The organism is Actinomyces ihuae (assembly GCF_001457875.1).
In the GTDB taxonomy this organism is placed as follows: domain Bacteria; phylum Actinomycetota; class Actinomycetes; order Actinomycetales; family Actinomycetaceae; genus Pauljensenia; species Pauljensenia radingae_A.
Genome location: NZ_CZPX01000005.1, coordinates 951446 through 972776, shown reverse-complemented (window position 1 = coordinate 972776; position 21331 = coordinate 951446). Strand labels below are relative to the sequence as shown.

Genomic DNA, 21331 nt, shown 5'->3' with positions numbered 1-21331 from the left:
AGGGATCTGGTCAGACTCCCCGCACTGCCATCTGGTGGTGTGGGGAGCCTGCCTATGACAGCAGCGGTGTCAGCCACTCGTCGATGAGTCGGTCGACCACCTGATTGAGGTCAGCGACCGTGCCCGTGTTCGCGATCCACACATCGCTCACCGCCCGTCGCTCAGCTTCACTGGCCTGAGAATCGATGCGCTCGCGGGCATCGTCAGCTGTCAGACCACGGCTCACGAGGCGTTCGACTCGGATCTGCACCGGAGCACCCACCATGATGACGACGTCAAAGGTGGATGCCAGGCCACCCTCGACCAACAGAGGAACGTCGTAGACAGCGAAGGTGCCGGGAGGTGCGCTGGCGAGTATGCGCGCCGACTCGCGAGCAATACGCGGATGAGTGAATGCCTCCAGGCGGGTGCGCCGCGCCGGATCAGAAAAAACGAGCTGTGCCAGCGCCGGACGATTCAACGAGCCGTCGGCGTTGAGAATGTCCGTGCCGAACGCCTGCGCGATGTTGTGCAGCGCGGGTGAACCGGGTGCGACGATCTCCCTGGCAATCTGGTCGGCATCTGCGACGGTGGCATGGTGGCGGGCAAAAACGTCCGCCACCGCCGACTTACCGGAACCGATTCCGCCGCTGATGCCGATACGTAGTGCGTCAGGCGGTTGCGTGATGCGACGCTCCGGTGTGCGGAGTGCCGTCGCGTGTGCCTCTCCGCACGTGATGACGTGACCTGCAGCGCTGGGTTTCATGCACTCAAGGGTAGTCACAAATCAATTGGTGACGGTCCCATGGCGAAGTCTTGACCAAAGTGTGTGAAGTCAGACACAATTAGTTGAGGCAAAGATGAGGGTTTGTCTCAAAGTGACGCGACGACACCACGTGAGCTTTCGGCTTGTTTCCAATGATGAAGACGAGTTCTTGATCATTTCGTGATAATTCGTGACCAAATTGTAGCTTCCACATGGTGAACTCTCAACGCTTTGAGGCAGATTGATCGATAGTGTCTGTGACATCTGGCATCCGTGTCCTGTGTATGTGACACAGCGGCCCAGAAGCACCTGCATAAAAATCAGGAGGCATCCCATGAGGATTAAGAGAACATGGCTGGCGGTTCCGGCCGCCCTCGCCCTTGCACTGACCGCATGCGGCGGCGGCAGCGGCGACCAATCAGGAAACGGTGGTGAAAGCGGTGCCGCAGCATCAGGCGGCATTGTCGAGGTCAACGGATCTGAACCTCAGAACCCGCTGATCCCTGCGAACACGAACGAAACGGGCGGTGGCCGTCTTCTTGACGTGCTGTTCGCCGGACTGACTTACTACGATGAGACAGGCGCAAGCCACATGGAAATGGCCGAGTCCATCGAAACTGACGACCATCAGACCTACACCGTCAAACTGAAGGAAGGCCTGAAGTTCTCTGACGGCTCCGATCTGAAGGCCAAGAACTTCGTTGAGGCATGGAAGCTCGGTGCAAAAGAGGCCATGCTCTCCGCTTACTTCTTCGCACCCATCGAAGGTGCCGATGAGGAAGGCAACGGCGATCTGACCGGCCTCGAGGTCGTGGACGACACCACCTTCACCATCAAGCTCAAGCAGCCGGAAGCTGACTTCGAACAGCGTCTGGGCTACTCAGCTTTCTACCCGCTGCCCGACTCTACTCTGGCTGATCCTAAAGCCGGCGGCGAGAACCCGGTCGGCAACGGCCCCTACATGGCTGACGGCGAAGGCGCATGGGTTCACAACGAAGGCTTCTCACTGGTCCCGAACCCCGAGTACAAGGGTGAGCGCACTCCGCAGAACGGTGGACTCCACTTCACCTTCTACGCCAAGCAGGACGCGGCCTACCAGGACCTCGTGGGCAACAACCTCGACGTGCTGGACGCCATCCCTGAAAACGCATTCCAGACCTACGAAAGCGAGCTCAACGGGCGCTCGGTGAACCAGCCTGCTGCTATCTTCCAGGCATTCACCATTCCGAACGACCTTGAGCACTTCACCGGTGAAGAAGGCAAGCTGCGTCGCCAGGCGATCTCCTACGCGATCAACCGTGAAGAAGTCACCGAGAAGATCTTCTCCGGTACCCGCACCCCTGCCAAGGACTTCACCTCACCAGTCGTTGACGGCTTCAACGACTCGATCCCCGGCAGCGAGGTTCTGACCTACGATGCCGACAAGGCGAAGGAACTGTGGGCACAGGCTGAGGCCATCGCTCCGTTCGAAGGCAAGTTCACCATTGCCTACAACTCTGACGGCGGTCACCAGGGTTGGGTTGACGCAACGGTCAACTCCATCAAGAACACCCTCGGAATCGAAGCGGAAGGCAACCCCTACCCGGACTTCAAGTCACTGCGTGACGACGTCACCAACGGCGCCATCAAGGGAGCCATGCGAGCCGGATGGCAGGCTGACTACCCCGGTAAGTACAACTTCCTGGCACCGATTTACGCCACCGGCGCAAGTGCGAACGACGGCAATTATTCGAACCCTGCATTCGATGAACTGCTGACCAAGTCCTCGGGCGCAAGCTCGCTGGAAGAGTCCAACAAGCTGCTGGATCAGGCCCAGGAGATCCTCTTCCAGGATCTGCCGGCAATCCCGCTGTGGTACTCGAACGTGGTCGCCGGCTGGTCGGAGAACGTGGACAACGTGAAATTCGACTGGCACAGCGTTCCGATGTACTACCTGATCACCAAGCAGTGATCTGCTCCGTATAGATCAGCACTACATAGTTCTGTGGCGACCAGGAATGCCCTGTTCGCCACAGAACTATGTTCACGTCCAACCGAGTGACCTGCACAAACATGTCTCTGATGTGATGGGTCATACAGTGCAAAAGTGACGCGAATGCCGCTCAAGAGTCGACTCGGCTCCCAAGACTAAAAGAATTAGTGATACGCTCACCAAGCGAAGCTTGCATATTTTGGCGTGAAGTTTGCACGATGTTGAACATTCGACGTTGGCAGGTCTCACGGCAAAAGGTGAGTGGCCGAAACGATCGCGAGGCGTCAGCTCCGTGATCCTGTAGCACACATGCACGCGATTCTGAGCAATCAGAGGGGCGAGCATGTCCTGTCCACCCCGAAGGAAATACCCAATGTCCCGATATATCGGACGACGGCTCCTCCAGATCATCCCGGTCTTCTTCGGAGCCACGTTCCTGATTTTCGCAATGGTGTACCTGATGCCTGGTGATCCCGTTGCCGCCCTGGGAGGCGACCGTGGCCTCAACCCGGAAGTACAGGCGCGTATCCGTGCGGAATACAACCTCGACAAGCCTTTGTACATGCAGTACCTGCTGTACCTCAAGGGCGTCTTCACTCTCGATTTCGGAACCACCTTCTCGGGTCGTCCAGTTGCCGAAGTAATGGCGGGAGCCTTCCCCATCACCATCAAGCTTGCAGTGATGGCGCTGCTTTTCGAAGCGATCCTCGGTGTGGGTTTCGGTGTCATCGCCGGCATGCGCCGAGGCGGCTTCTTCGACTCAACGGTTCTGGTTCTGTCCCTCGTGGTCATCTCAGTACCGACCTTCGTTATCGGCTTCGTACTCCAGTTCCTGGTCGGCGTGAAATGGGGCATCCTGCCACCGACGGTGGGCAGTAAGACTACGATCACCAATCTTTTGATGCCGGCGATAGTACTGGGCGCCCAATCGCTGGCTTACGTCTTGCGACTGACGCGCCAGTCAGTGTCTGAGCACACCGCGGCCGACTTCGTGCGCACTGCGCGGGCAAAAGGCCTGTCGAACGGACAGGTCATGCGCCGCCACATTCTGCGCAACTCACTGATCCCCGTCGTGACATTCCTCGGCGGTGACCTCGGCGCCCTCATGGGTGGCGCCATCATCACAGAAGGCATTTTCAACATCAACGGTGTAGGCGGCACGCTGTGGCAAGCAGTCATCAAGGGCGAGCCGGCAACGGTGGTGTCCTTCACGACTGTGCTCGTGCTTGTCTACATCATCGCGAACCTGATCGTTGACCTTCTGTACGCCTGGCTCGACCCGAGGATCCGCTATGAGTGAGAATCTGATTCCTTCCGCGTCCATTGAGCGCACTCGCCATGGACAACAGCACTACGTCTCTGAAATTGACGAGACCGGCCTGGGTGCCGTCGACGCCGTAGCTGACGATTCAGCACCCTCATCCATGTGGGGTGAAGCGTGGAAGCAGCTGCGCAAGCGCCCCATGTTCTGGGTGGCAGCCATCATCATCTTCATCGCGCTCCTCATGGCCTTCGTGCCGCAGCTGTTCACCTCACAGGACCCGCGTTTTTGCGAACTGGGCAATTCACTTGAACCAGCCGGTCCCGGGCACCCCTTCGGCTTCGAACGACAGGGCTGCGATATCTACGCGCGCGTCATCTACGGCGCTCGCGCCTCAGTGACGGTCGGTGTCTTCACGACCATCGCCGTCGTCCTGATCGGCGGATCGCTGGGCGCCCTCGCCGGATACCTCGGTGGCTGGGTTGACGCTGTGATCTCCCGCATTATCGACATCTTCTTCGCGGTTCCGCTGCTCCTTGCCGCAATCGTGTTCATGCAGATGTTCCGCGACAACCGCAATGTGTGGATGGTCGTCCTGGTGCTGGCATGCTTCGGGTGGACGCAGATTGCGCGCATCACCCGCGGCGCCGTCATGTCCACCAAGAACGAGGAATTCGTGACGGCAGCGCGCGCGACCGGCGCATCGAGCTGGCATATCGTGGTCAGCCACATCCTGCCGAACGCAATGGCACCGGTGATCGTCTACGCAACCGTGGCACTGGGAACATTCATCGTTGCCGAAGCCTCCCTGTCATTCATGGGTATCGGTCTGCCGTCGTCCGTGGTGTCCTGGGGTGGCGACATTTCGATGGCACAAGCATCCCTGCGCGTTCAGCCCATGGTTCTGTTCTACCCGGCTATCGCGCTGGCACTGACCGTTTTGAGCTTCATCATGATGGGCGACGCCGTGCGTGACGCCCTCGATCCGAAGGCGCGTAAGAAGTGACAACTCCACGTAATCCAGATCTGACACCTGACCCCGACGACCCCACGTTCGCCGCGTCGCGACCGGTCACACCCAACCCGGCCAGTTCCGACTCGGGTGACAACCGCTTTATGCCCGACGTTGACGAGGGTGACTCGACCGACGCTGAGCTGACAGACGAACGCCTCGAAAAGCTGGTTACCCGCACTGTCATGTCCGATGCGCCAGAAGTGGTCAATGAGCATTCACGAGACCAAGGCGACATCCACCCAGATGACGCTGAACCGCTGCTCAAGCTCAAAGACCTTGAAGTCACGTTCACCACGTCCACCGGCAAAGTTCCCGCCGTGCGCGGAGTCAACCTGACGATCTACCCCGGCCAGACCGTGGCAATTGTGGGTGAGTCCGGTTCCGGCAAGTCAACGACTGCCTCTGCGATCATCGGCCTGCTGCCCGGCACCGGTGAAGTCACAGGCGGAAGCATTGAATTTGACGGCAAGGACACCACGCATCTGTCCACTAAAGAGTGGGTGAAGCTGCGTGGATCCGGTATTGGTCTGGTCCCACAGGACCCGATGACGAACCTCAACCCTGTGACCCGTATCGGTAAGCAGGTCGGTGAGGCTCTGCGGGCCAACAACGTGGTCCCCACCTCGCAGGTGGGTCAGCGCGTGGCAGACCTGCTTGAAGAGGCCGGACTTGCCGGTGGCGGCAAGAGGACCAAGCAGTTCCCACACGAATTTTCCGGCGGTATGCGCCAGCGCGTCCTGATCGCGATCGGTCTGGCTGCCCGCCCGAAGCTGCTCATTGCCGACGAACCGACCTCCGCGTTGGATGTGACAGTTCAGCGCCGCATCCTTGACCACCTGGGCACAATGACTCGTGAGCTGGGCACAGCCGTCCTGTTCATTACTCACGACCTTGGCCTGGCGGCTGAACGCGCCGAGCAGCTGGTCGTCATGCACCGCGGACGTATCGTGGAATCCGGGCCCGCGCTGGAGATCCTGCAGCATCCGCAGCATCCGTACACGAAGCGACTGGTGTCGGCGGCCCCCTCGCTCGCATCGGCACGTATCGAGTCCGCCCACGCCCGCGGCGTGAAAGTGACGGACGAAGAACTCACCGGTACAGGAGCAGGTGCGTCCTCCACCGAGGAGATCGTGCGCGTCGAACATCTGACGAAAGTCTTTGACGTGCGCGGTGCGCGCGGCGAAGCCAAGGAACTGCGCGCCGTTGACGACGTCACGTTCGGATTGCGCAAGGGCACAACCCTGGCATTGGTGGGTGAATCCGGTTCCGGTAAGTCCACTGTGGCCAACATGGTGCTCAACTTGCTCACTCCCACCGAAGGCAAGGTGTTCTTCAAAGGGCAGGACACGTCGCAATTCTCATCCAAAGAGCTGTTTGAGTTGCGCCGCAAGCTCCAGGTTGTCTTCCAGAATCCCTATGGGTCACTGGACCCGATGTACTCGATCTTCCGCATTATCGAGGAACCACTGAAGGTTCATAAGATCGGAAACAAGAAGGAGCGCATCGCACGGGCCCAGGAACTGCTTGACCTGGTCGCTCTGCCGCGCTCGGTCATGCGGCGCTATCCGAACGAACTGTCCGGTGGGCAGCGTCAGCGCGTCGCCGTGGCCCGCGCCCTGGCACTGAAGCCCGAAGTGATTGTGCTGGACGAGGCTGTCTCTGCCCTCGACGTGCTGGTGCAGAACCAGATTCTGCACCTGCTTAATGACCTGCAGGCACAGTTCTCGCTGTCCTACTTGTTCATCACGCACGACCTGGCGGTGGTGCGTCAGATCGCTGATGACGTGGTGGTGATGGAGCACGGCAAGCTCGTCGAGGCGGCACCGTCCGACGAACTGTTCGATCACCCCAAGCAGGACTACACGCGCGAGCTGATCGACGCAGTGCCGGGACGAGCCATCCAGCTCAACCTGTAGGAACCCCTCAGCGGCAAACTCTGTCGGCAAGTGCCAGGGCCGCATAGCGACGCCTGGACCGGATCATCACTGCCGGAGGAAGCTAGGGCGGCGGCCTCACAATTGCAGCGACCGCACTGAACCACCGGGTTTCGCAGCCATGCCGGACGTACCGTTCCTGTGCCACTTCGAACGCGCCGCTGGCATGACGGGACAGGAACCCTACGAGGAAATTTTCCGCTACCTGTCGATCATGCGCCACAAGGTGGCCACGGTGTTCACCACGCTGTCCAACTTCGACGCAGTGAACCTGGCGAAGAGAGTCACTGTCGGCACGCCGGCTCTGTTTTCAACAGGGGAGATGGATATGACCTGCCCACCTTCGACCGTGTTTGCGGCGCGAAACTGGTGGGGCAGGACTGACGCATCGCAGACCGGGGACGCCCCCGAAATCGTCGTCTACCCCTTCAATCAGCACGAAGGTGGCCAGATAGTGAAGGGAGCAAGCAGCTCACGTGGCTGCGCGCACTGCTCGACGAGTCATCGTCACCGAGCTCGCCACGCTAGCCGCCTACCGGCCCTCATCCAGCGGCGGATGGGGCTGAGTCAGGACGGCGTGAACAGGTCGCCCAGTCACCAGGTCTCCCTCGTCAACAAAACCTTCCTCACGACCTTCGAGTTCGGCAATGAGGTAGCCGCGCGCTTTCTTCAACGCTGACTCGTAGTGCGGATCTGAAGCAAGGTTGTGAAGCTCGTGCGGGTCGTCTGCCAGGTCGAAAAGCTGTTCGGTGCCCCACGATGAGTACCACACATACTTGAAATGCTCGTAGACAATCCATTGCAGTGACTGGCCGAATAACGTGTGCTCACCGTGGATGTAGGTGCGCCACGACGCATCCTGTCCACGCAGGAACGGTGCCAGTGACCGCCCATCCACGCCCTCAGGCACGGGTACGCCAGCCAGATCCAACAAGGTGGGCATCAGATCGCGAAGTTCGGTCAGCTGGTCGACGCGCGCTCCTGCAGGGATGCCGGGACCTCTCACGAGGAATGGCACGTGAGCGGACCCTTCGTAGGGGTATCCCTTGCGCCACAGATGGTGGTCGCCCATCATGTCGCCGTGATCGGAAATAAAGACCACATACGTGTTGGAGTCAACGCCGAATTCAAACAGAGCCTGCAGGAATCGTGACACCTGAGTGTCGATATGGGTCATATGTCCGAAGTAACCGGCACGCGCGCGATGCACGGACCGCGGATGATAGACGGCTGCAAGTGCTGTCGGATCCCAGGCGCGCTGCTCATCTTCCATGAGCTCATCAGCCCAGTCGCCCACGGGAGGATCAGTCAGCTCGGCCGAATCGTACTGCTCGAACGCCCATGCAGGCGGGTCGAGGGGCGCGTGCGGGCGGTGGAAGGACAGGTACAGGAAGAATGGACAGTCAGGATCGCGCCGGTACATCCAGCGGATCGCCTCACTGACAACCCAGTTCGTCGGATGGAGACGTTCTGCCTTGTCCCACGGACGGGCAACGATGGAATTGCATTCCAGGCCGGAATCAATGTAATCCTCGACAGCGTTTGCGCCCTCCTGGTCGCGCAGCCACGGCAGATAGTCGTCGTACCACGCCACATCGCGTGTGCGATCGCGTGAGACATGAAGGTAGCCGTCGTGCAACTGGACGTCGTCAAATCCGATTCGCGTGCGTTCGGGCCAGTAGTGCATTTTCCCGATCGCCTGCGTCTGGTAACCGGCCTCTTTCAGACACTGCGGCAAGGTGGGAGCCACGTCGAATGTGACGCCGTCCTGGTAGCCGACGCGTCGGTGCGACTGAGGACTCATGCCCGTCATGAGTGACATGCGCGCCGGCACGCATGTTGGAGCCGCGGAATACGTACGCGACATCTGCGCGCCCATCCCAGCCAAACGGTCCAGGTAGGGGGTCTGAACATCCGGATGGCCCAGACTGGAGAGGCAGTCACCCCGCCACTGATCGACACAAATCAGGACGATATTGGGACGCGAATCCTTTTGATCAGTCATTTGATTCGTGCTGCGAGTGAGTGGAGAGTGCCCGGCCGGCTTCCTGCTGAACACTGATGGCCGCCTGGTAGCGGGTCAGGAAGCGCTCGAAACCTTCTTCATCGCGGGCGACAGGATCAATGACCGAGGATTCGGTGTCGGCAAAGACGCGTTCGGCAAGATAGTCCGGCAGGGACTGAGCATCCCCATTGGCACGGTCTGCGCGGAACTTCGCCAGGATTGCGATGCCCCATGCTCCACCTTCGGCGGCGCTCTTTCCAACCGCAACGGGCACACCCAAAGCGCCAGCCATCAACTGCTGCGCGACGATCGGTGTCTTGAACAGGCCACCGTGAGCGAACAAGCGGTCCACCTGGACACCCTCGTCCTCAGTCAGAATGTTCATGCCCAGGCGCAGCACGGCGAACGGCGTCATGAGCTGTGTGCGCATGAAGTTTGCCAGGTTGAATGTGGAGGCAGGCGGGTTGACGAACATGGGTCGACCGGTTTCCACGCCGACGATCGGTTCGCCGGACAGGAAGTTGAAGGCGACCAGGCCGCCGCCGTCGGGATCGCCGGTCAGGCCATGCTCGTACAGCAGGTCGTAAACGCGTGGCTTGGGAATATCGACGCCGGCAATTTCAGCGAACTCGCGGAAGATCTTCACCCACGCATCCAGCTCACTGGAACCGTTGTTGGAGTGCACCATCGCAACCGGGGAGCCGTCGGGCGTTGTGACAGGGTCAAGCTCAATGTGCACCTTCTTCAGGGCTTTCTCAAGGACGACCATCGCGAAGATGGACGTGCCGGCCGAAACGTTACCAGTGCGCGGCGCGACAGCGTTCGTTGCCACCATGCCGGTGCCTGCATCGCCTTCAGGAGGACACATCGTGATTCCTGCTTCGAGGTTACCGCTGGGGTCGAGGAAGCGTGCGCCCTCGGCGGTAAGTTCACCTGCATCGTCGCCCGCTGCCAGAACTGTGGGCAGCAGGTCTGCAACGTCCCACTGGAAGCCTTTTTCTGCGACGAGGTCGTGGAACTGCTGCAGTCGCTCCTGGTCATAGTCAACGGTGGTGGAATCGATGGGGAACATGCCCGAGGCGTCGCCCACGCCCAGCACGTGACGACCCGTGAGACGTTCGTGGACGTAGCACGCGAGGGTCCGAATCTTCGCTACGTCCGTGACGTGCGGTTCCTCGTTGAGAATCGACTGGTACAGATGAGCAATCGACCAGCGCAGCGGAATGTTGAAGTCGAACAGTTCAGTGAGCTTTTCGCTGGCAGGCCCCGTGTTTGTGTTGCGCCACGTCCGGAACGGCACCAGCTGTTTGCCATCGGCATCGAAGGCCAGGTAGCCATGCATCATGGCGGAAATGCCGATCGCGCCGACGCGAGTCAGCGTGACGTCGAATTCCTTCTTCACGGTGTCGGCTAGCGCGCGGTAGGCGGTCTGCACGCCTCGTTCCACGTCGGCCAGCCCATAGGACCACAATCCGTCAACCAGCTTGTTTTCCCATTCGAATCCACCCTGGGCAATCACCTGGAAGTGTGAGTCGATAAGAACAGCTTTAATGCGGGTGGAACCCAGTTCAATTCCCAGCGCCGTGTGTGCAGCGTCAATATCTGCGCGTTGTTGTTCGTGCGAAGATTGTGCTTCCTGATCTGTCAAAGTCACGTCATACTCCCGGTTCCGACAGTCGTCATCGTGTCGAATCTTCATTAGTCGTCAGGGTCATTCGTGTGCGAATTCCTCACCAGTGTACGTTATTGCGCGCACATTGAAAGTCTGATTGACCAGTTGGTGTTAACGTGATCATCGCGGCAGTGGTTCGCAGATGCACACGCAGTGGGCCATACTGAAGACGAACAAACTGCTCAGAGCGGGAAAAGAATGAAGGCAGTCCAATGGTGAACACGCACATATCAGAAACTCCTATCGCACCACAGCAGATCGATCGCCCGTGGGCACCGGACCCTGACCGATACAGTGGGCCAGGTGCGCACTACCGGCGCTGCGGTGCATCTGGACTGGACTTGCCTGCCATCTCACTGGGTCTGTGGCATAACTTCGGTGATGACCACCCCATCAGTGTGCAGCGGGAGATTATTCGCACGGCCTTCGATCTGGGGATCACCCACTTCGACCTCGCCAATAACTACGGCGTACCGTATGGCTCTGCCGAAAAGAATTTCGGATACCACATGGACCACGACCTGCGCCCCTACCGCGACGAACTGGTCATCTCCACCAAGGCCGGCTACGACATGTGGGACGGTCCCTACGGGAAAGGCGGCGGTGGTCGCAAATACGTTCTCGCCTCCCTGGATCAGTCACTGCGCCGCATGCGTCTGGACTACGTGGACATCTTCTACTCACACTGCTTCGATCCGACCACGCCGCTGGAGGAAACGATCGGCGCCCTTGAACAAGCTGTGCGCTCGGGTAAGGCTCTGTACGCCGGCATCTCGTCGTATTCCCCGGCCGACACCGAACGCGCCGTTGCCCTGGCAGCGGAGGTACACCTGCCGCTGATCGTCCATCAGCCCCGCTATTCCATGCTGGATCGCTCGGTCGAATCCGGCCTCATGGACACCTGCGGTGAAAAGGGACTGGGCATGGCCGTCTTTTCGCCCCTTGCTCAGGGCCTCCTGACCGACAAGTATTTGGGTGACGAGGGTGTCCCTGTCGGATCGCGTATGCGTGAACAACGCTTCCTCCACACCGATGTACTGACCGAGGATCGAGTCAGCCATCTGCGGGCTTTGAATGAGCTGGCTTCCCAGCGTGGACAGTCACTGGCGCAGATGGCGCTCGCATGGTTGCTCAAAGATGAGCGCATCACCACGGTTCTGGTCGGTGCCTCATCGGCTGCTCAGTTGGCCGATTCGGTGAGCGCCCTCGACAATGCGGCATTCAGTGAGGACGAACTGGCACTCATTGACGAACACTCGCGCCAGGCATCGCTGGACAACTAGGAGCAGGATCGCCATGACAACGCAGCAGGTGGGTCGCGTCATCCACACCGGTCAGGTCGTCGTCGACCTGACCATGAATATCGACCACATTCCACAACCGTCCACGGAGATCTTTGCTGACGGATACGGGCTTGAAGTGGGCGGCGGTTTCAACGTCATGTACGCCGTGCGTCAGATGGGCATCATCGCTGAATACGCCGGCGGACTGGGAGTCGGGCCGTTGGCCGATATTGCGCGCGAACGTTTGGTACGCGAAAAAATCGTTGCCAGCGGGTATCGCGACACGACGATGGACACCGGAATCTGTGTGGCGATGACGGATCGCAACGCTGAACGCACCTTTGTTTCGACCCGCGGCGCTGAACTCAACACTCCACTGGACGCCTACGACGATATTCGACTGGGTGTGGGGGACGTCGTCTATATGACGGGGTATTCGCTGGTTGATGAAGCTCCCAAGGCCGCGCTGCTGCGGCTGATTGAACGGCTGCGCACGCACACGGTTAAGCAGTCGGCTGATTCCGATGAGAAACCCACGATCGTGTTCGACCCCTCCACGATGGTGGCTGACATCGACCGCGACACGTTGGAAGCCGTGGCATCCGTGCATCCGATCTGGTCACTCAATGCCCGCGAATCACGCATTGTTGCGGGCACGCTCGGTGTCGAGATTGACGAAACGGACGATGCCTCACAGCGTGCGCTGTCTTTGTCTGAAACAGTGGACGCGCCCGTCATTGTGCGTCAAGGCGGCAAGGGGGCGTTCGTTGCGGCGGGCGGCCGAGTCGAGACCATCGCGCCGCATGCGGTTGATGCCATTGACACGAACGGTGCGGGGGACACGCATTGCGGCGTGGTCTGCGCGATGCTGGCACGCGGAAGCGAGCTTAATGAAGCGGTGCGCGTCGCGAACGTGGCGGCGGCACTGTCAGTGACGCGGCGCGGCCCGGCAACATGCCCGAGCCTGGCCGAACTTACCGCCGCACTGTCGTCTTAACGGTGTCGCTCACCCACGCCCACGCTAGGTTACAGGAGCTGGGAACGCAGCTCCTCGGCGCTCAGCGGTGAATAGTAGGCGGGCGCAATATCGAAGACGGTCATTGCACCAGTGCGTCCCTCGCGGGCCAGTCGGGCAACCGCGCGGGCAGTAGCCGTCGCGAAAGCACCCGTGAACTGCGGGTTTGATTCAAGCGTCAGGCCGAAGGAGACAACCTGGCGCGCACCACCGGACGTGTGACCGCTGCGAATCACCTCTCCGCCGTGCGGCATGCCTGTGTGATCACGGTCGAACTCTTCACGGCTGATGAAGTGGACCGTGGTGTCGTAGTCAGCAAAGTAGTTCGGCATCGTGACGATCTCGCGTTCGATGCGTTCGCGGTCAGCCCCATCGGCCGCTACAACGAAACACTCGCGGGTGTGCTGCTCACGCGTGGTCAGCTCGAGTTCCTCTCCGGCACGAATCCGCTTGCTGTTTTCTTCGACCGGCACCGTGTACTGGATAGCGGTTTCGACACCCTCGATCCGCCGGATAGCATCGGAATGGCCCTGCGAAACGCCACGACCCCAGAACGTGTAGGTCTTCCCATCCGGCAGAGCGGACTGGGCGATAATGCGGGCCAGTGAGAACAAACCGGGATCCCAGCCGGTTGAAATCACGCTGAGGTGCCCCTCGGCGTCAGCGGCAGCATCAACGGCAGCAAAATACTCGGGAATCTTCGCATGAGTGTCGAAAGAATCAACCGTATTGAACAGTGCGGCAAACTCTGGACCCTGATCTGCCAGATCCGTAGCGGATCCGCCACACAGCACACACACGTCAACTTTGTCACGCCACTGAGGCGCATCACTCACAGCGACAGCTTCGCAGAATTGTGGCTTGATCGTCGCGGGATCGCGTCGTGTAAACACTGCGACCAGCTCCATATCCTCAGCGGCCTGAACTGCCTGCTCAACGGCCTTGCCAAGGTTGCCATACCCGTTAATTGCTACGCGAATTGGTGAATGCCCGTGTGTCATGGGTTGATAGTAGCCCGCACCACCTGCCCCCGCACCAGTGGTGTCCACACTGTGAATGTGGCGACGTTGACACCAATTCGATTTGAAGATCAGGCGCCTGACGGTCTAAAGTTAAGTTCAGCCAAACGGCACTGCGCTCGTAGCTCAATGGATAGAGCATCTGACTACGGATCAGAAGGTTGGGGGTTCGAGTCCCTTCGAGCGCGCAGCGGCCCCGCTCGGTGCGATCCACCGGTCGGGGTTTTGCTTTATTTGCGAGGGCGGCGTCACCATCCAGGGCTCTCGCGGCAAGGCGCGAAGCGCCGACAGATCCAACGCGTCAGAAAGATCATTGATCGAACGTGCACCGCGAACTCCCAGTGATTCACCGATCCACTCAATGACGTCGCTAACCGTCCACCCCAGCTTGCGCAGATCCGACAACGTCACCGCGCCATCGCGCTTCGCCAGGCGCTGACCGGTGCCTGCGGCGAGCGCCAACGGGACATGGACAAAATTCACCTGGTCGATTCCAAGCATGTCGGCCAGCGCTCCCTGCGCCGACGCCTGACTGAGCAGGTCGTCACCACGCGTCACCTGATCCACGCCCTGCGCCGCATCGTCCAGTACGACCGCCAGGTTATAGGCGGGCGTACCGTCGGAGCGCTGAATGACAAAATGATCGACCGGAGCGCGCACCTCACCGTAGAGCTCATCGTGAATGGTCCACTCATCCATCGGGGCGCGCAGCCGCAGCGCCGGACGCCTGCCAGATTCAGCCAGGGCCGCTCGGCGTCGCCCTCGTTCCGCATCACTGAGGTTCAGACACGTGCCGGGATAGTGGCCCGGCGGGCGGTGGGGAGCCGACGCAGCCTCACGAATATCGCGGCGCGAACAGTAGCACTCGAAAACCAGTCCCTGCTCCACCAGGTAGTCGATCGCGCGGCGGTGCACATCCAGGCGGGTTGACTGATACATGACTGGCGCATCCCACATCAGACCCAGCGCCGTCAGGTCAGCGATCTGCGAGTCAGCTGCTCCTGAGCGCACCCGGTCCAGATCCTCGATGCGTAACTTGAAACGCCGGCCCGTTGCCTTCGCCCACAGCCACGCCAGCACCGCGGTGCGCAGATTACCCACATGCAGATCCCCCGACGGAGAAGGCGCGAAACGTCCGGCTCCTGGGGTTTCCCCTTCAGTCATGCGTCCCTCCTTTCATTGTCGAGGGCGCCTAGCGGCCACTTCGATGCAACGTGATGGATGCCCATACGAACAGGAAGACCGCGACCAGGGCCAGCAGATGTAGCACCACGGTGAGCCAGTTCATCGGATGGGCGAATGTGCGATACGTGGCCCAGCCGTCCAGAACGAGAGCCGTCATCAGGTAGTACCAGCGGGCAGTGCGCAGGGGATTCGATGTCACTTCCGGGCGTGACGTCAAACGCGCGGCATACTCCTCAGGCGTGCCGAAATACTCCCACGGATCCAGGTCGTCGGCCTCACCCGGTCCAGTCAGGTGCGACTGGGCGTGTTGCAGGTCGGCACGTGCCAGACGCACCTGCGCCTCGGCTTCCTCCGGGGTCCAGAAGTGGGCGGCTCGCAGAACCCGCGAGGTGCGGACGTACCAGTTGTTTTGCCTGTGATCATTGTGCTCGTGGAGGGCGTCAGTCTCGCGCCACAACCCGATGCATACGATGATGACGCCGACGGCGAGGATACCGAGACGCGGAACCAGGACGCTGAGTTCATCGGGCACGCGCTGATCCACGATGTGAGCCAGTGCGATGATCATGCCGATTGCGGCGATGGCGCCGACAGACCACGCCACCATGTGCTGCCACAGACCCCGTACATATGACAGGGAAATGCCGTGCGCACAGGTCGCCACGAAGAAGACGGCGACGGCGATGAACAGGTGCCGGGTTTCAAATATGGTGGGTGCCATGCGCAGGCGCCATGTTCCCTCGCCAAGAAGTGACAACGCAATGATGACGATGCCGAGGATCAGGGTCGCGCCTTTCGCCACGCCCCAGTATCGCTTCGGTGGTGGAGCCATTTCGTCACCTTCTCATTCAGCATTCCACGACGTTGACGGCTAATCCGCCAGCTGACGTCTCTTTGTATTTCGACAACATATCGTTACCGGTTTGGCGCATCGTTTCGATCACGGCATCGAGGCTCACTGTGTGCCTCCCGTCGCCCCATAGTGCCATACGGGCTGCGTTGATCGCTTTGACGGCGGCAATCGCGTTGCGTTCAATGCATGGAACCTGCACCAAACCTCCCACAGGATCGCACGTCAACCCTAAAGAATGCTCCATGGCGATCTCCGCTGCATTTTCCACCTGGAGTGGTGAACCACCCAGAGCCTGAGCCAGTCCGGCTGCAGCCATCGCAGATGCTGATCCCACTTCACCCTGGCATCCCACTTCGGCACCAGCGATTGACGCATTCGTCTTGATCAGCGCGCCGATGGCCGTGGCTGCGAGCAGGAATTGGCGTATGGCTCGGGTGCGGCGCATACCCGAGCCGCCCTCGTCATCACTGGCGAACAGAGATGAGTCGACGCTGGGCGTAAACGTGGTGGCCCCCGCCTCAGGGCAATACGACACAAGGTATCCGAGCACGGCGGGGATGACGCCGGCTGCTCCGTTCGTCGGAGCAGTGACGATCTGGTGACCTGACGCATTTTCCTCATTGACAGCCAGTGCAAACAGGTTGACCCAGTCGATTGCGCGCATCGGATCGTCAGGTCGCTCGGCCCACGATGGTGCTGCAGAATTGCCATGCTGAGGGCGGTTACCTTGGGCGCACAGTTGAGTGAACAATGTGTGGGCGCGTCGACGCACATCGAGTCCGCCCGGCAGGATCCCGGTCGCGCTGATTCCCGCTTCGATGCAGCTGAACATCGTCGCGGCGATGCGGTCAATGTACCCGTCGACCATTTCGGTTGGACGCATCGACCGCTCATTGGCGTAGACGAGATCTGCGATGGACAGCTGCCGGGATGCGCACTGATCCAGCAGCTCGCGACCAGATGCAAAGGGATAGGGAGCCTGGCAGCCGTGAATGTCGGCAGCATCGGGAGCTACGAGGGATGTCACCTCCGGATGGGCGGTGTCATCGTTGGTTTGCATCATGACGAAACCGCCGCCGATGGAGTAGAAGGTGCGCCTGCGCGCAATGCGCCGATACATCTGGTCTGCCCACGCCGTGATGGTCAGCGCGTTGACGTGGTACGGCAGGATCGTTTCAGGTTCGAAACGAATATCGCGCGCGATGTCGAAGAACACGGAGCGGTGGGCGCCCACGGGCAAAATTCCTGTGCGGCTGACCGTGGGGAAGAGCGATTCGACGGTGGTGATGTTCACGGTTTCCGGGTCGTAGCCGGCCAGTCCCAACAACGTGGCTCGGTCGGTGTTGTGGCCTCGTCCAGTTGCTGCCAGCGACCCGTACAGGTCCACTGTGATTCGTTCGGGTGCAGTGTCGGTGTACTCCAGCTCGGTGGCAAAGGCCAGCCCCGCGCGCATCGGGCCAACCGTGTGGGACGAGGAAGGCCCAATCCCAATGCGAAATAGATCGAAGACCGACAGGGGGTGCGGCGCGTCCGCTGCACTGACGGCGCCGGCCAGGAGTGACGCAGGGGTAGGCTCTTCAGCCCCTCCCTGAGCGACAACTGCCTGCCCTCCGTTGAAATAATGGTCGTTAATCCTGTGCATAGGCCTATTGTGCCGCCTAATTGGACTTCAAGTTGCGTAAAGTAGTAGGTGATTATGTTTGTTGCTGCCACCGTTGCGGATGGTCGCTCAATAATCTCACGGAGGGGAAGATGAGAATCGGGACCAGTCTGGTAGAAGTTGGTCAATATAACGAAAAAGTTGTCCTAAATGCTTTAAGACGTCTGGGGCCTGCGAGCCAGCGTGATATTGCCGCAAGCACCCAGCTATCGGTTCAAACAGTGTCGGCAATCGTTCGTCACCTGCTGTCCATCGACGTCCTCAGGGAAATCGGTACGGACTTTCGTGGACGAGGGCGTCCCCACGTCATCGTTGATCTGGTCCCGGAAGCTGCCTACTCGATCGGCGTTCACGTCGATCCGGCGGTGACCAGCCTGGTTATGCTCGATATGAAAGGCCGTGTCGTTGCCTCCAGCGATTCCGATGAGCCAACCCTGGCTGATCCGGTTGAGGCGATGAAGCAGACTGCCGGAAGGATCCGGGAGCTGGCGGAACGAACCGGTGTTCCGGAAGACAGAATTGTCGGCGTGTGCATGGCAGTGCCTGGAGTTGTTGACGTGGCGAACGGATCGCTTAGGGAATCCGTCTGGCTTCCTGAATGGCAGGACGCGCCGCTGGGTGCACTGCTGGCGGAAGGGCTGGGAGCTGAAAAGCCCATTCCGGTTGTCAAAGACACGATTTCGGCATCGATCGGTGAATGCTGGGTGCGCGGTGGCGGCATCCTGGATTCAACGATGGTCTTCGTATACTTGGGTGCCGGAATCGGACTTGGCCTGGCGGTCGATGGTGAGCCGCTTGCCGGAGCGTCCGGTAACTCCGGTGAAGTGGGCACAATCCTGAAGACGCTGGGCATGTTCGAAGAGGATAGCGACGGTGGCCTCGACAACGATCCTGCTCTGCTTGTAGAGCGGGCTCACGGAAAGGGTGCCATCGACGGTGATCTTCCGCCGCGCGCCGACCACCACGCTGTGCGCGAAGCTCTGCACCAGGTGTGTGACAAGGCCGAAAATGGCAACCAGGAAGCACGCGACATCCTCCAGGCAGCTGCGCAGCGTATCGCAACTCTGACGGTGGGGGCAGTAGAACTCATTGATGCTGACCTGATCGTGCTGGGCGGTCCGTATTTCAAGGAACTGCAGCCCTACTACCAGAAAGCTGTGGAGGATCTGCTGGCGGAGTCCGCAACTCAGCGTCACCGTGACGTGCAGATCATGGAGTCGATTATGGACGAGGATGCCGGCGCCATCGGCGCGGCAGCCGTCGTTCTGGACCGCAGGTACACGCCACGTTCGCGACGCACGCGCATGGAGACGACGCCGGCAAAGGAAGCGACGCAGGAGGCGTAAGGCTCGACGCGGCGGGACTGCTCTGAAGCCATGCACCGCTTGACAAGTGATGTGTAACACATCACACTAAGTGTGGCGTCAGGGATGTTTCGCCGCGTCTCTGTCTGCATGTCGACGATTGGCGGAGGCGATCAGTGATGGCACCTGCTCAACGCACACTTGTTGAACGCACCTTCCACGTGACCCTGGCGGATCAGGCCGCCAACCGTTACCCGCGCGTCGAGTTCGAGGTTGATGGGTTCGACTCCATCGAAGCGACACTGAGTTTTTCGCGCGAAGGCGGCGCTGGTATCGACATGGGCTGCGAATCGCCGCAAGGTTGGCGCGGATGGTCCGGGGGTGCGCGCACCAGCTTCATCATTGCCCGTAGCGACGCCACGCCGGGCTACATTCCCGGTGACCTGGAGTCGGGCACGTGGGCAGTCGTCCTCGGACTTCATACTGTCCCTTCGCACGGGTGCGACGTGACGGTGTGCGTGCGCACACCCGCCAGCGGATCCATTGACCACGGACCGGCCGATGAGCCGATCCACCGTGAGGTGCGCGGCAGTGAACGCGGACTGCCTGCCCCGCCCGGACTGACGTGGTACGCAGGTGACCCGCATAATCACTGCCTGCATTCCGACGGGCAATTGTCGCTGTGGCAACTCGCGAACGAGGGCGTCGCCTCCGGCCTTGACTACCTCGGCTGCACGGATCACAACACAGTGAGCCACCATCCCCACTTGGCGGCTGTCAGTGCTCGCCACGGAATTACGCTGATTCCCGGTCAGGAGATGACGACTCACCGCGGGCACGCCAACGCGTGGGGCCAGGTCGGCTTTATCGATTTTCGCCAACCGGCGCAACGGTGGGTGGACGAAGCTGCTGAGCGTGACGCATTCATGTCCATTAATCACCCGGTGTCCGATGACTGCTCGTGGCTGCATCCACTGGAGACGGAACCACCAGGCGCGGAGCTGTATCACGGAAGCTGGTACCTGCGCCCGACTGACACCTCGATCCTGGCGTGGCATGCCCGCTGGAAACACGATGTGGTGGTGATGGGCGGAGGAGACTTCCATCATTACTCCACACCGCTGCGCCCCGGTATGCCGACCACATGGCTGGCAGCTGAAGAATGTACGCCCGAGGCACTGATCGACGCGATGAAAGCGGGACGTACTACCATCACAGCGGCGGCACGGATGGTCAGCGAAAATGAAGCACGTCCGATCCTGTTCGATATTCCGACAATGATTCGACTGGATGAAGCACGTCCGATCCTGTTCGATATTCCGACAATGATTCGACTGGATGAAGACGGGATTATCGCTGTCGATGCGATCGGTACCGTTATGGTCGACCGTTTGGGGGAGCGCATCTGTGTCACCGACCAGAATCAACGCATCGCCGCGCCGCGCCGCTTTGGACCGTTCCGTCTGGAAGGAGCAGACCGCCGCGTACTGGCTCTGTGCGGGTGAGTGTGCTGCGCATAAAACCGCACCACGTGGCTGCCGAGTTCTGCACGAATGAGGCATAACGCGTTTGAAGATGTTCGCACTGAGGGCGACGTGGTGGAATAGTAAGATCGGTAAGTAAACAATCGTGGCATGAAGAGCGGAGCAGGTCCCATGGCTACCCAGGCATTTGGAATCGACATTGGTGGATCAGGCGTCAAGGGGTCACTCGTTGACCTGAAGATCGGGCGCGTCCTGCGCGACCCCATCACAATCCCCACACCTGCTCCGGCCACCCCGGACCACGTCATCGCCGCATGCCAACAACTGATCGACCAGTTTGACGTTGCAGACGACGTGCCCGTCGGCATTTCTTTCCCCGCACCGATCAAACACGGCGTGATCCCCTTCATGGCGAACCTTGACCAGGAATGGGTTGGCATCAACGCCGAGGAACGATTCTCCACTCAGCTGGGACGGCCCACCGTCGTCATTAACGATGCCGACGCAGCCGGCCTGGCAGAGGTTCGCTTTGGTGCAGGCGCCGGCGTAGGAGGCGTTGTCATTGTCACCACGCAGGGAACGGGCATCGGATCCGGCATGTTCATTGACGGCACACTGGTTCCCAACACCGAGCTGGGACACCTTGAAATTGACGGGCGTGACGCCGAGTCACACGCGTCAGCCCGCCAGAAGACGGTGTACAACCTGACGTGGGAGCAGTGGGCAGAGCGTCTCCAGCGCTACTACTCGCATGTCGAAATGCTCTTTTCACCTGACCTGTTTGTCGTAGGGGGCGGCGTGTCGGAAAATCACGACAAGTTCCTGCCGTTGCTGGACCTGAAGACACCGATCATTCCGGCGAAGCTGGGTAACCTCGCCGGAATCATCGGAGTTGCGTGTGCTGCCGGTGAGGCAGCCCGCTAA

General features: G+C 60.3%; 16 protein-coding genes, 1 tRNA gene and 1 pseudogene. 11 read left to right on the top strand and 7 right to left on the bottom strand.

Features of this window, described 5'->3' with window-relative positions; all coding sequences use genetic code 11:
• Positions 1-52: 52 nt before the first annotated feature.
• Positions 53-745, bottom strand: a complete 693-nt coding sequence (coaE, locus tag BN3002_RS08930) for a dephospho-CoA kinase (protein WP_082628622.1) — start codon at positions 743-745, stop codon at positions 53-55.
• A 334-nt stretch (positions 746-1079) separates the two neighbouring features.
• Here coaE and BN3002_RS08925 point away from each other — a divergent pair, with 334 nt between their 5' ends.
• The 5 genes and pseudogenes from BN3002_RS08925 to BN3002_RS11500 form a co-directional block, all read left to right on the top strand.
• Positions 1080-2696 (top strand): peptide ABC transporter substrate-binding protein, encoded by a 1617-nt coding sequence (locus BN3002_RS08925; protein WP_058237539.1) that lies wholly within the window; start codon positions 1080-1082, stop codon positions 2694-2696.
• Positions 2697-3090: 394 nt separating this feature from the next.
• On the top strand, positions 3091-4017 hold the full coding sequence (locus BN3002_RS08920) for an ABC transporter permease (protein WP_058237538.1): 927 nt from the start codon (positions 3091-3093) through the stop codon (positions 4015-4017).
• Positions 4010-4984: an ABC transporter permease gene (locus tag BN3002_RS08915; protein WP_058237537.1), complete on the top strand. Its 975-nt coding sequence runs from the start codon at positions 4010-4012 to the stop codon at positions 4982-4984. Before BN3002_RS08920 ends, BN3002_RS08915 begins: the two co-directional genes overlap by 8 nt.
• A gap of 191 nt (positions 4985-5175) precedes the next feature.
• Positions 5176-6909, top strand: a complete 1734-nt coding sequence (locus BN3002_RS08910; protein ID WP_058237928.1) for a dipeptide ABC transporter ATP-binding protein — start codon at positions 5176-5178, stop codon at positions 6907-6909.
• A 139-nt stretch (positions 6910-7048) separates the two neighbouring features.
• Positions 7049-7366, top strand: a pseudogene (locus tag BN3002_RS11500) (acetylxylan esterase); the annotation flags it as partial.
• A gap of 93 nt (positions 7367-7459) precedes the next feature.
• On the opposite strand, the gene BN3002_RS08905 reads toward BN3002_RS11500, so the two are convergent.
• Positions 7460-8932: an arylsulfatase gene (locus BN3002_RS08905; RefSeq protein ID WP_058237536.1), complete on the bottom strand. Its 1473-nt coding sequence runs from the start codon at positions 8930-8932 to the stop codon at positions 7460-7462.
• A complete protein-coding gene (locus BN3002_RS08900) occupies positions 8925-10586 on the bottom strand; it encodes a xylulokinase (RefSeq protein ID WP_257525593.1) in 1662 nt (553 codons plus the stop codon). Before BN3002_RS08900 ends, BN3002_RS08905 begins: the two co-directional genes overlap by 8 nt.
• A 230-nt stretch (positions 10587-10816) precedes the next feature.
• Between BN3002_RS08900 and mgrA the strand changes: the two genes are divergently transcribed.
• Together mgrA and BN3002_RS08890 are read left to right on the top strand one after the other, a co-directional pair.
• Entirely contained in the window at positions 10817-11887 is a 1071-nt protein-coding gene (gene mgrA, locus BN3002_RS08895; protein WP_082628620.1) for an L-glyceraldehyde 3-phosphate reductase, read from the top strand.
• Between the two features lie 13 nt (positions 11888-11900).
• Positions 11901-12884, top strand: coding sequence for a PfkB family carbohydrate kinase (locus BN3002_RS08890; RefSeq protein ID WP_058237535.1), 984 nt, complete (start codon positions 11901-11903; stop codon positions 12882-12884).
• A gap of 29 nt (positions 12885-12913) precedes the next feature.
• Here the strand turns inward: BN3002_RS08890 and BN3002_RS08885 are convergent, their stop codons facing one another.
• Positions 12914-13903, bottom strand: coding sequence for a diaminopimelate dehydrogenase (locus BN3002_RS08885; protein WP_058237925.1), 990 nt, complete (start codon positions 13901-13903; stop codon positions 12914-12916).
• A gap of 133 nt (positions 13904-14036) precedes the next feature.
• Here BN3002_RS08885 and BN3002_RS08880 point away from each other — a divergent pair.
• Positions 14037-14109 (top strand) — tRNA-Arg (locus tag BN3002_RS08880).
• Here the strand turns inward: BN3002_RS08880 and gluQRS are convergent.
• Genes gluQRS through BN3002_RS08865 form a run of 3 tightly spaced genes read right to left on the bottom strand, consistent with a single transcriptional unit; the run spans position 14075 to position 17601 of the window.
• Positions 14075-15085, bottom strand: coding sequence for a tRNA glutamyl-Q(34) synthetase GluQRS (gluQRS, locus tag BN3002_RS08875; RefSeq protein WP_074026223.1), 1011 nt, complete (start codon positions 15083-15085; stop codon positions 14075-14077). The genes BN3002_RS08880 and gluQRS overlap by 35 nt on opposite strands.
• Before the next feature lie 28 nt (positions 15086-15113).
• Positions 15114-15938, bottom strand: coding sequence for a hypothetical protein (locus tag BN3002_RS08870; protein WP_058237534.1), 825 nt, complete (start codon positions 15936-15938; stop codon positions 15114-15116).
• 16 nt (positions 15939-15954) lie between these two features.
• Complete coding sequence (locus tag BN3002_RS08865; RefSeq protein ID WP_082628618.1) at positions 15955-17601, bottom strand: L-serine ammonia-lyase; 1647 nt, start codon at positions 17599-17601, stop codon at positions 15955-15957.
• 110 nt (positions 17602-17711) lie between these two features.
• Here BN3002_RS08865 and BN3002_RS08860 point away from each other — a divergent pair, with 110 nt between their 5' ends.
• The 3 genes from BN3002_RS08860 (at position 17712) to ppgK (ending at position 21331) form a co-directional block, all read left to right on the top strand.
• The gene (locus BN3002_RS08860) at positions 17712-18965 is read left to right on the top strand and encodes an ROK family transcriptional regulator (RefSeq protein WP_082628617.1); all 1254 of its coding nucleotides are present in this window, start codon (positions 17712-17714) and stop codon (positions 18963-18965) included.
• 137 nt (positions 18966-19102) lie between these two features.
• Complete coding sequence (locus BN3002_RS08855) at positions 19103-20428, top strand: CehA/McbA family metallohydrolase (RefSeq protein WP_058237532.1); 1326 nt, start codon at positions 19103-19105, stop codon at positions 20426-20428.
• A 150-nt stretch (positions 20429-20578) separates the two neighbouring features.
• Positions 20579-21331 (top strand): polyphosphate--glucose phosphotransferase, encoded by a 753-nt coding sequence (ppgK, locus tag BN3002_RS08850; RefSeq protein ID WP_058237923.1) that lies wholly within the window; start codon positions 20579-20581, stop codon positions 21329-21331.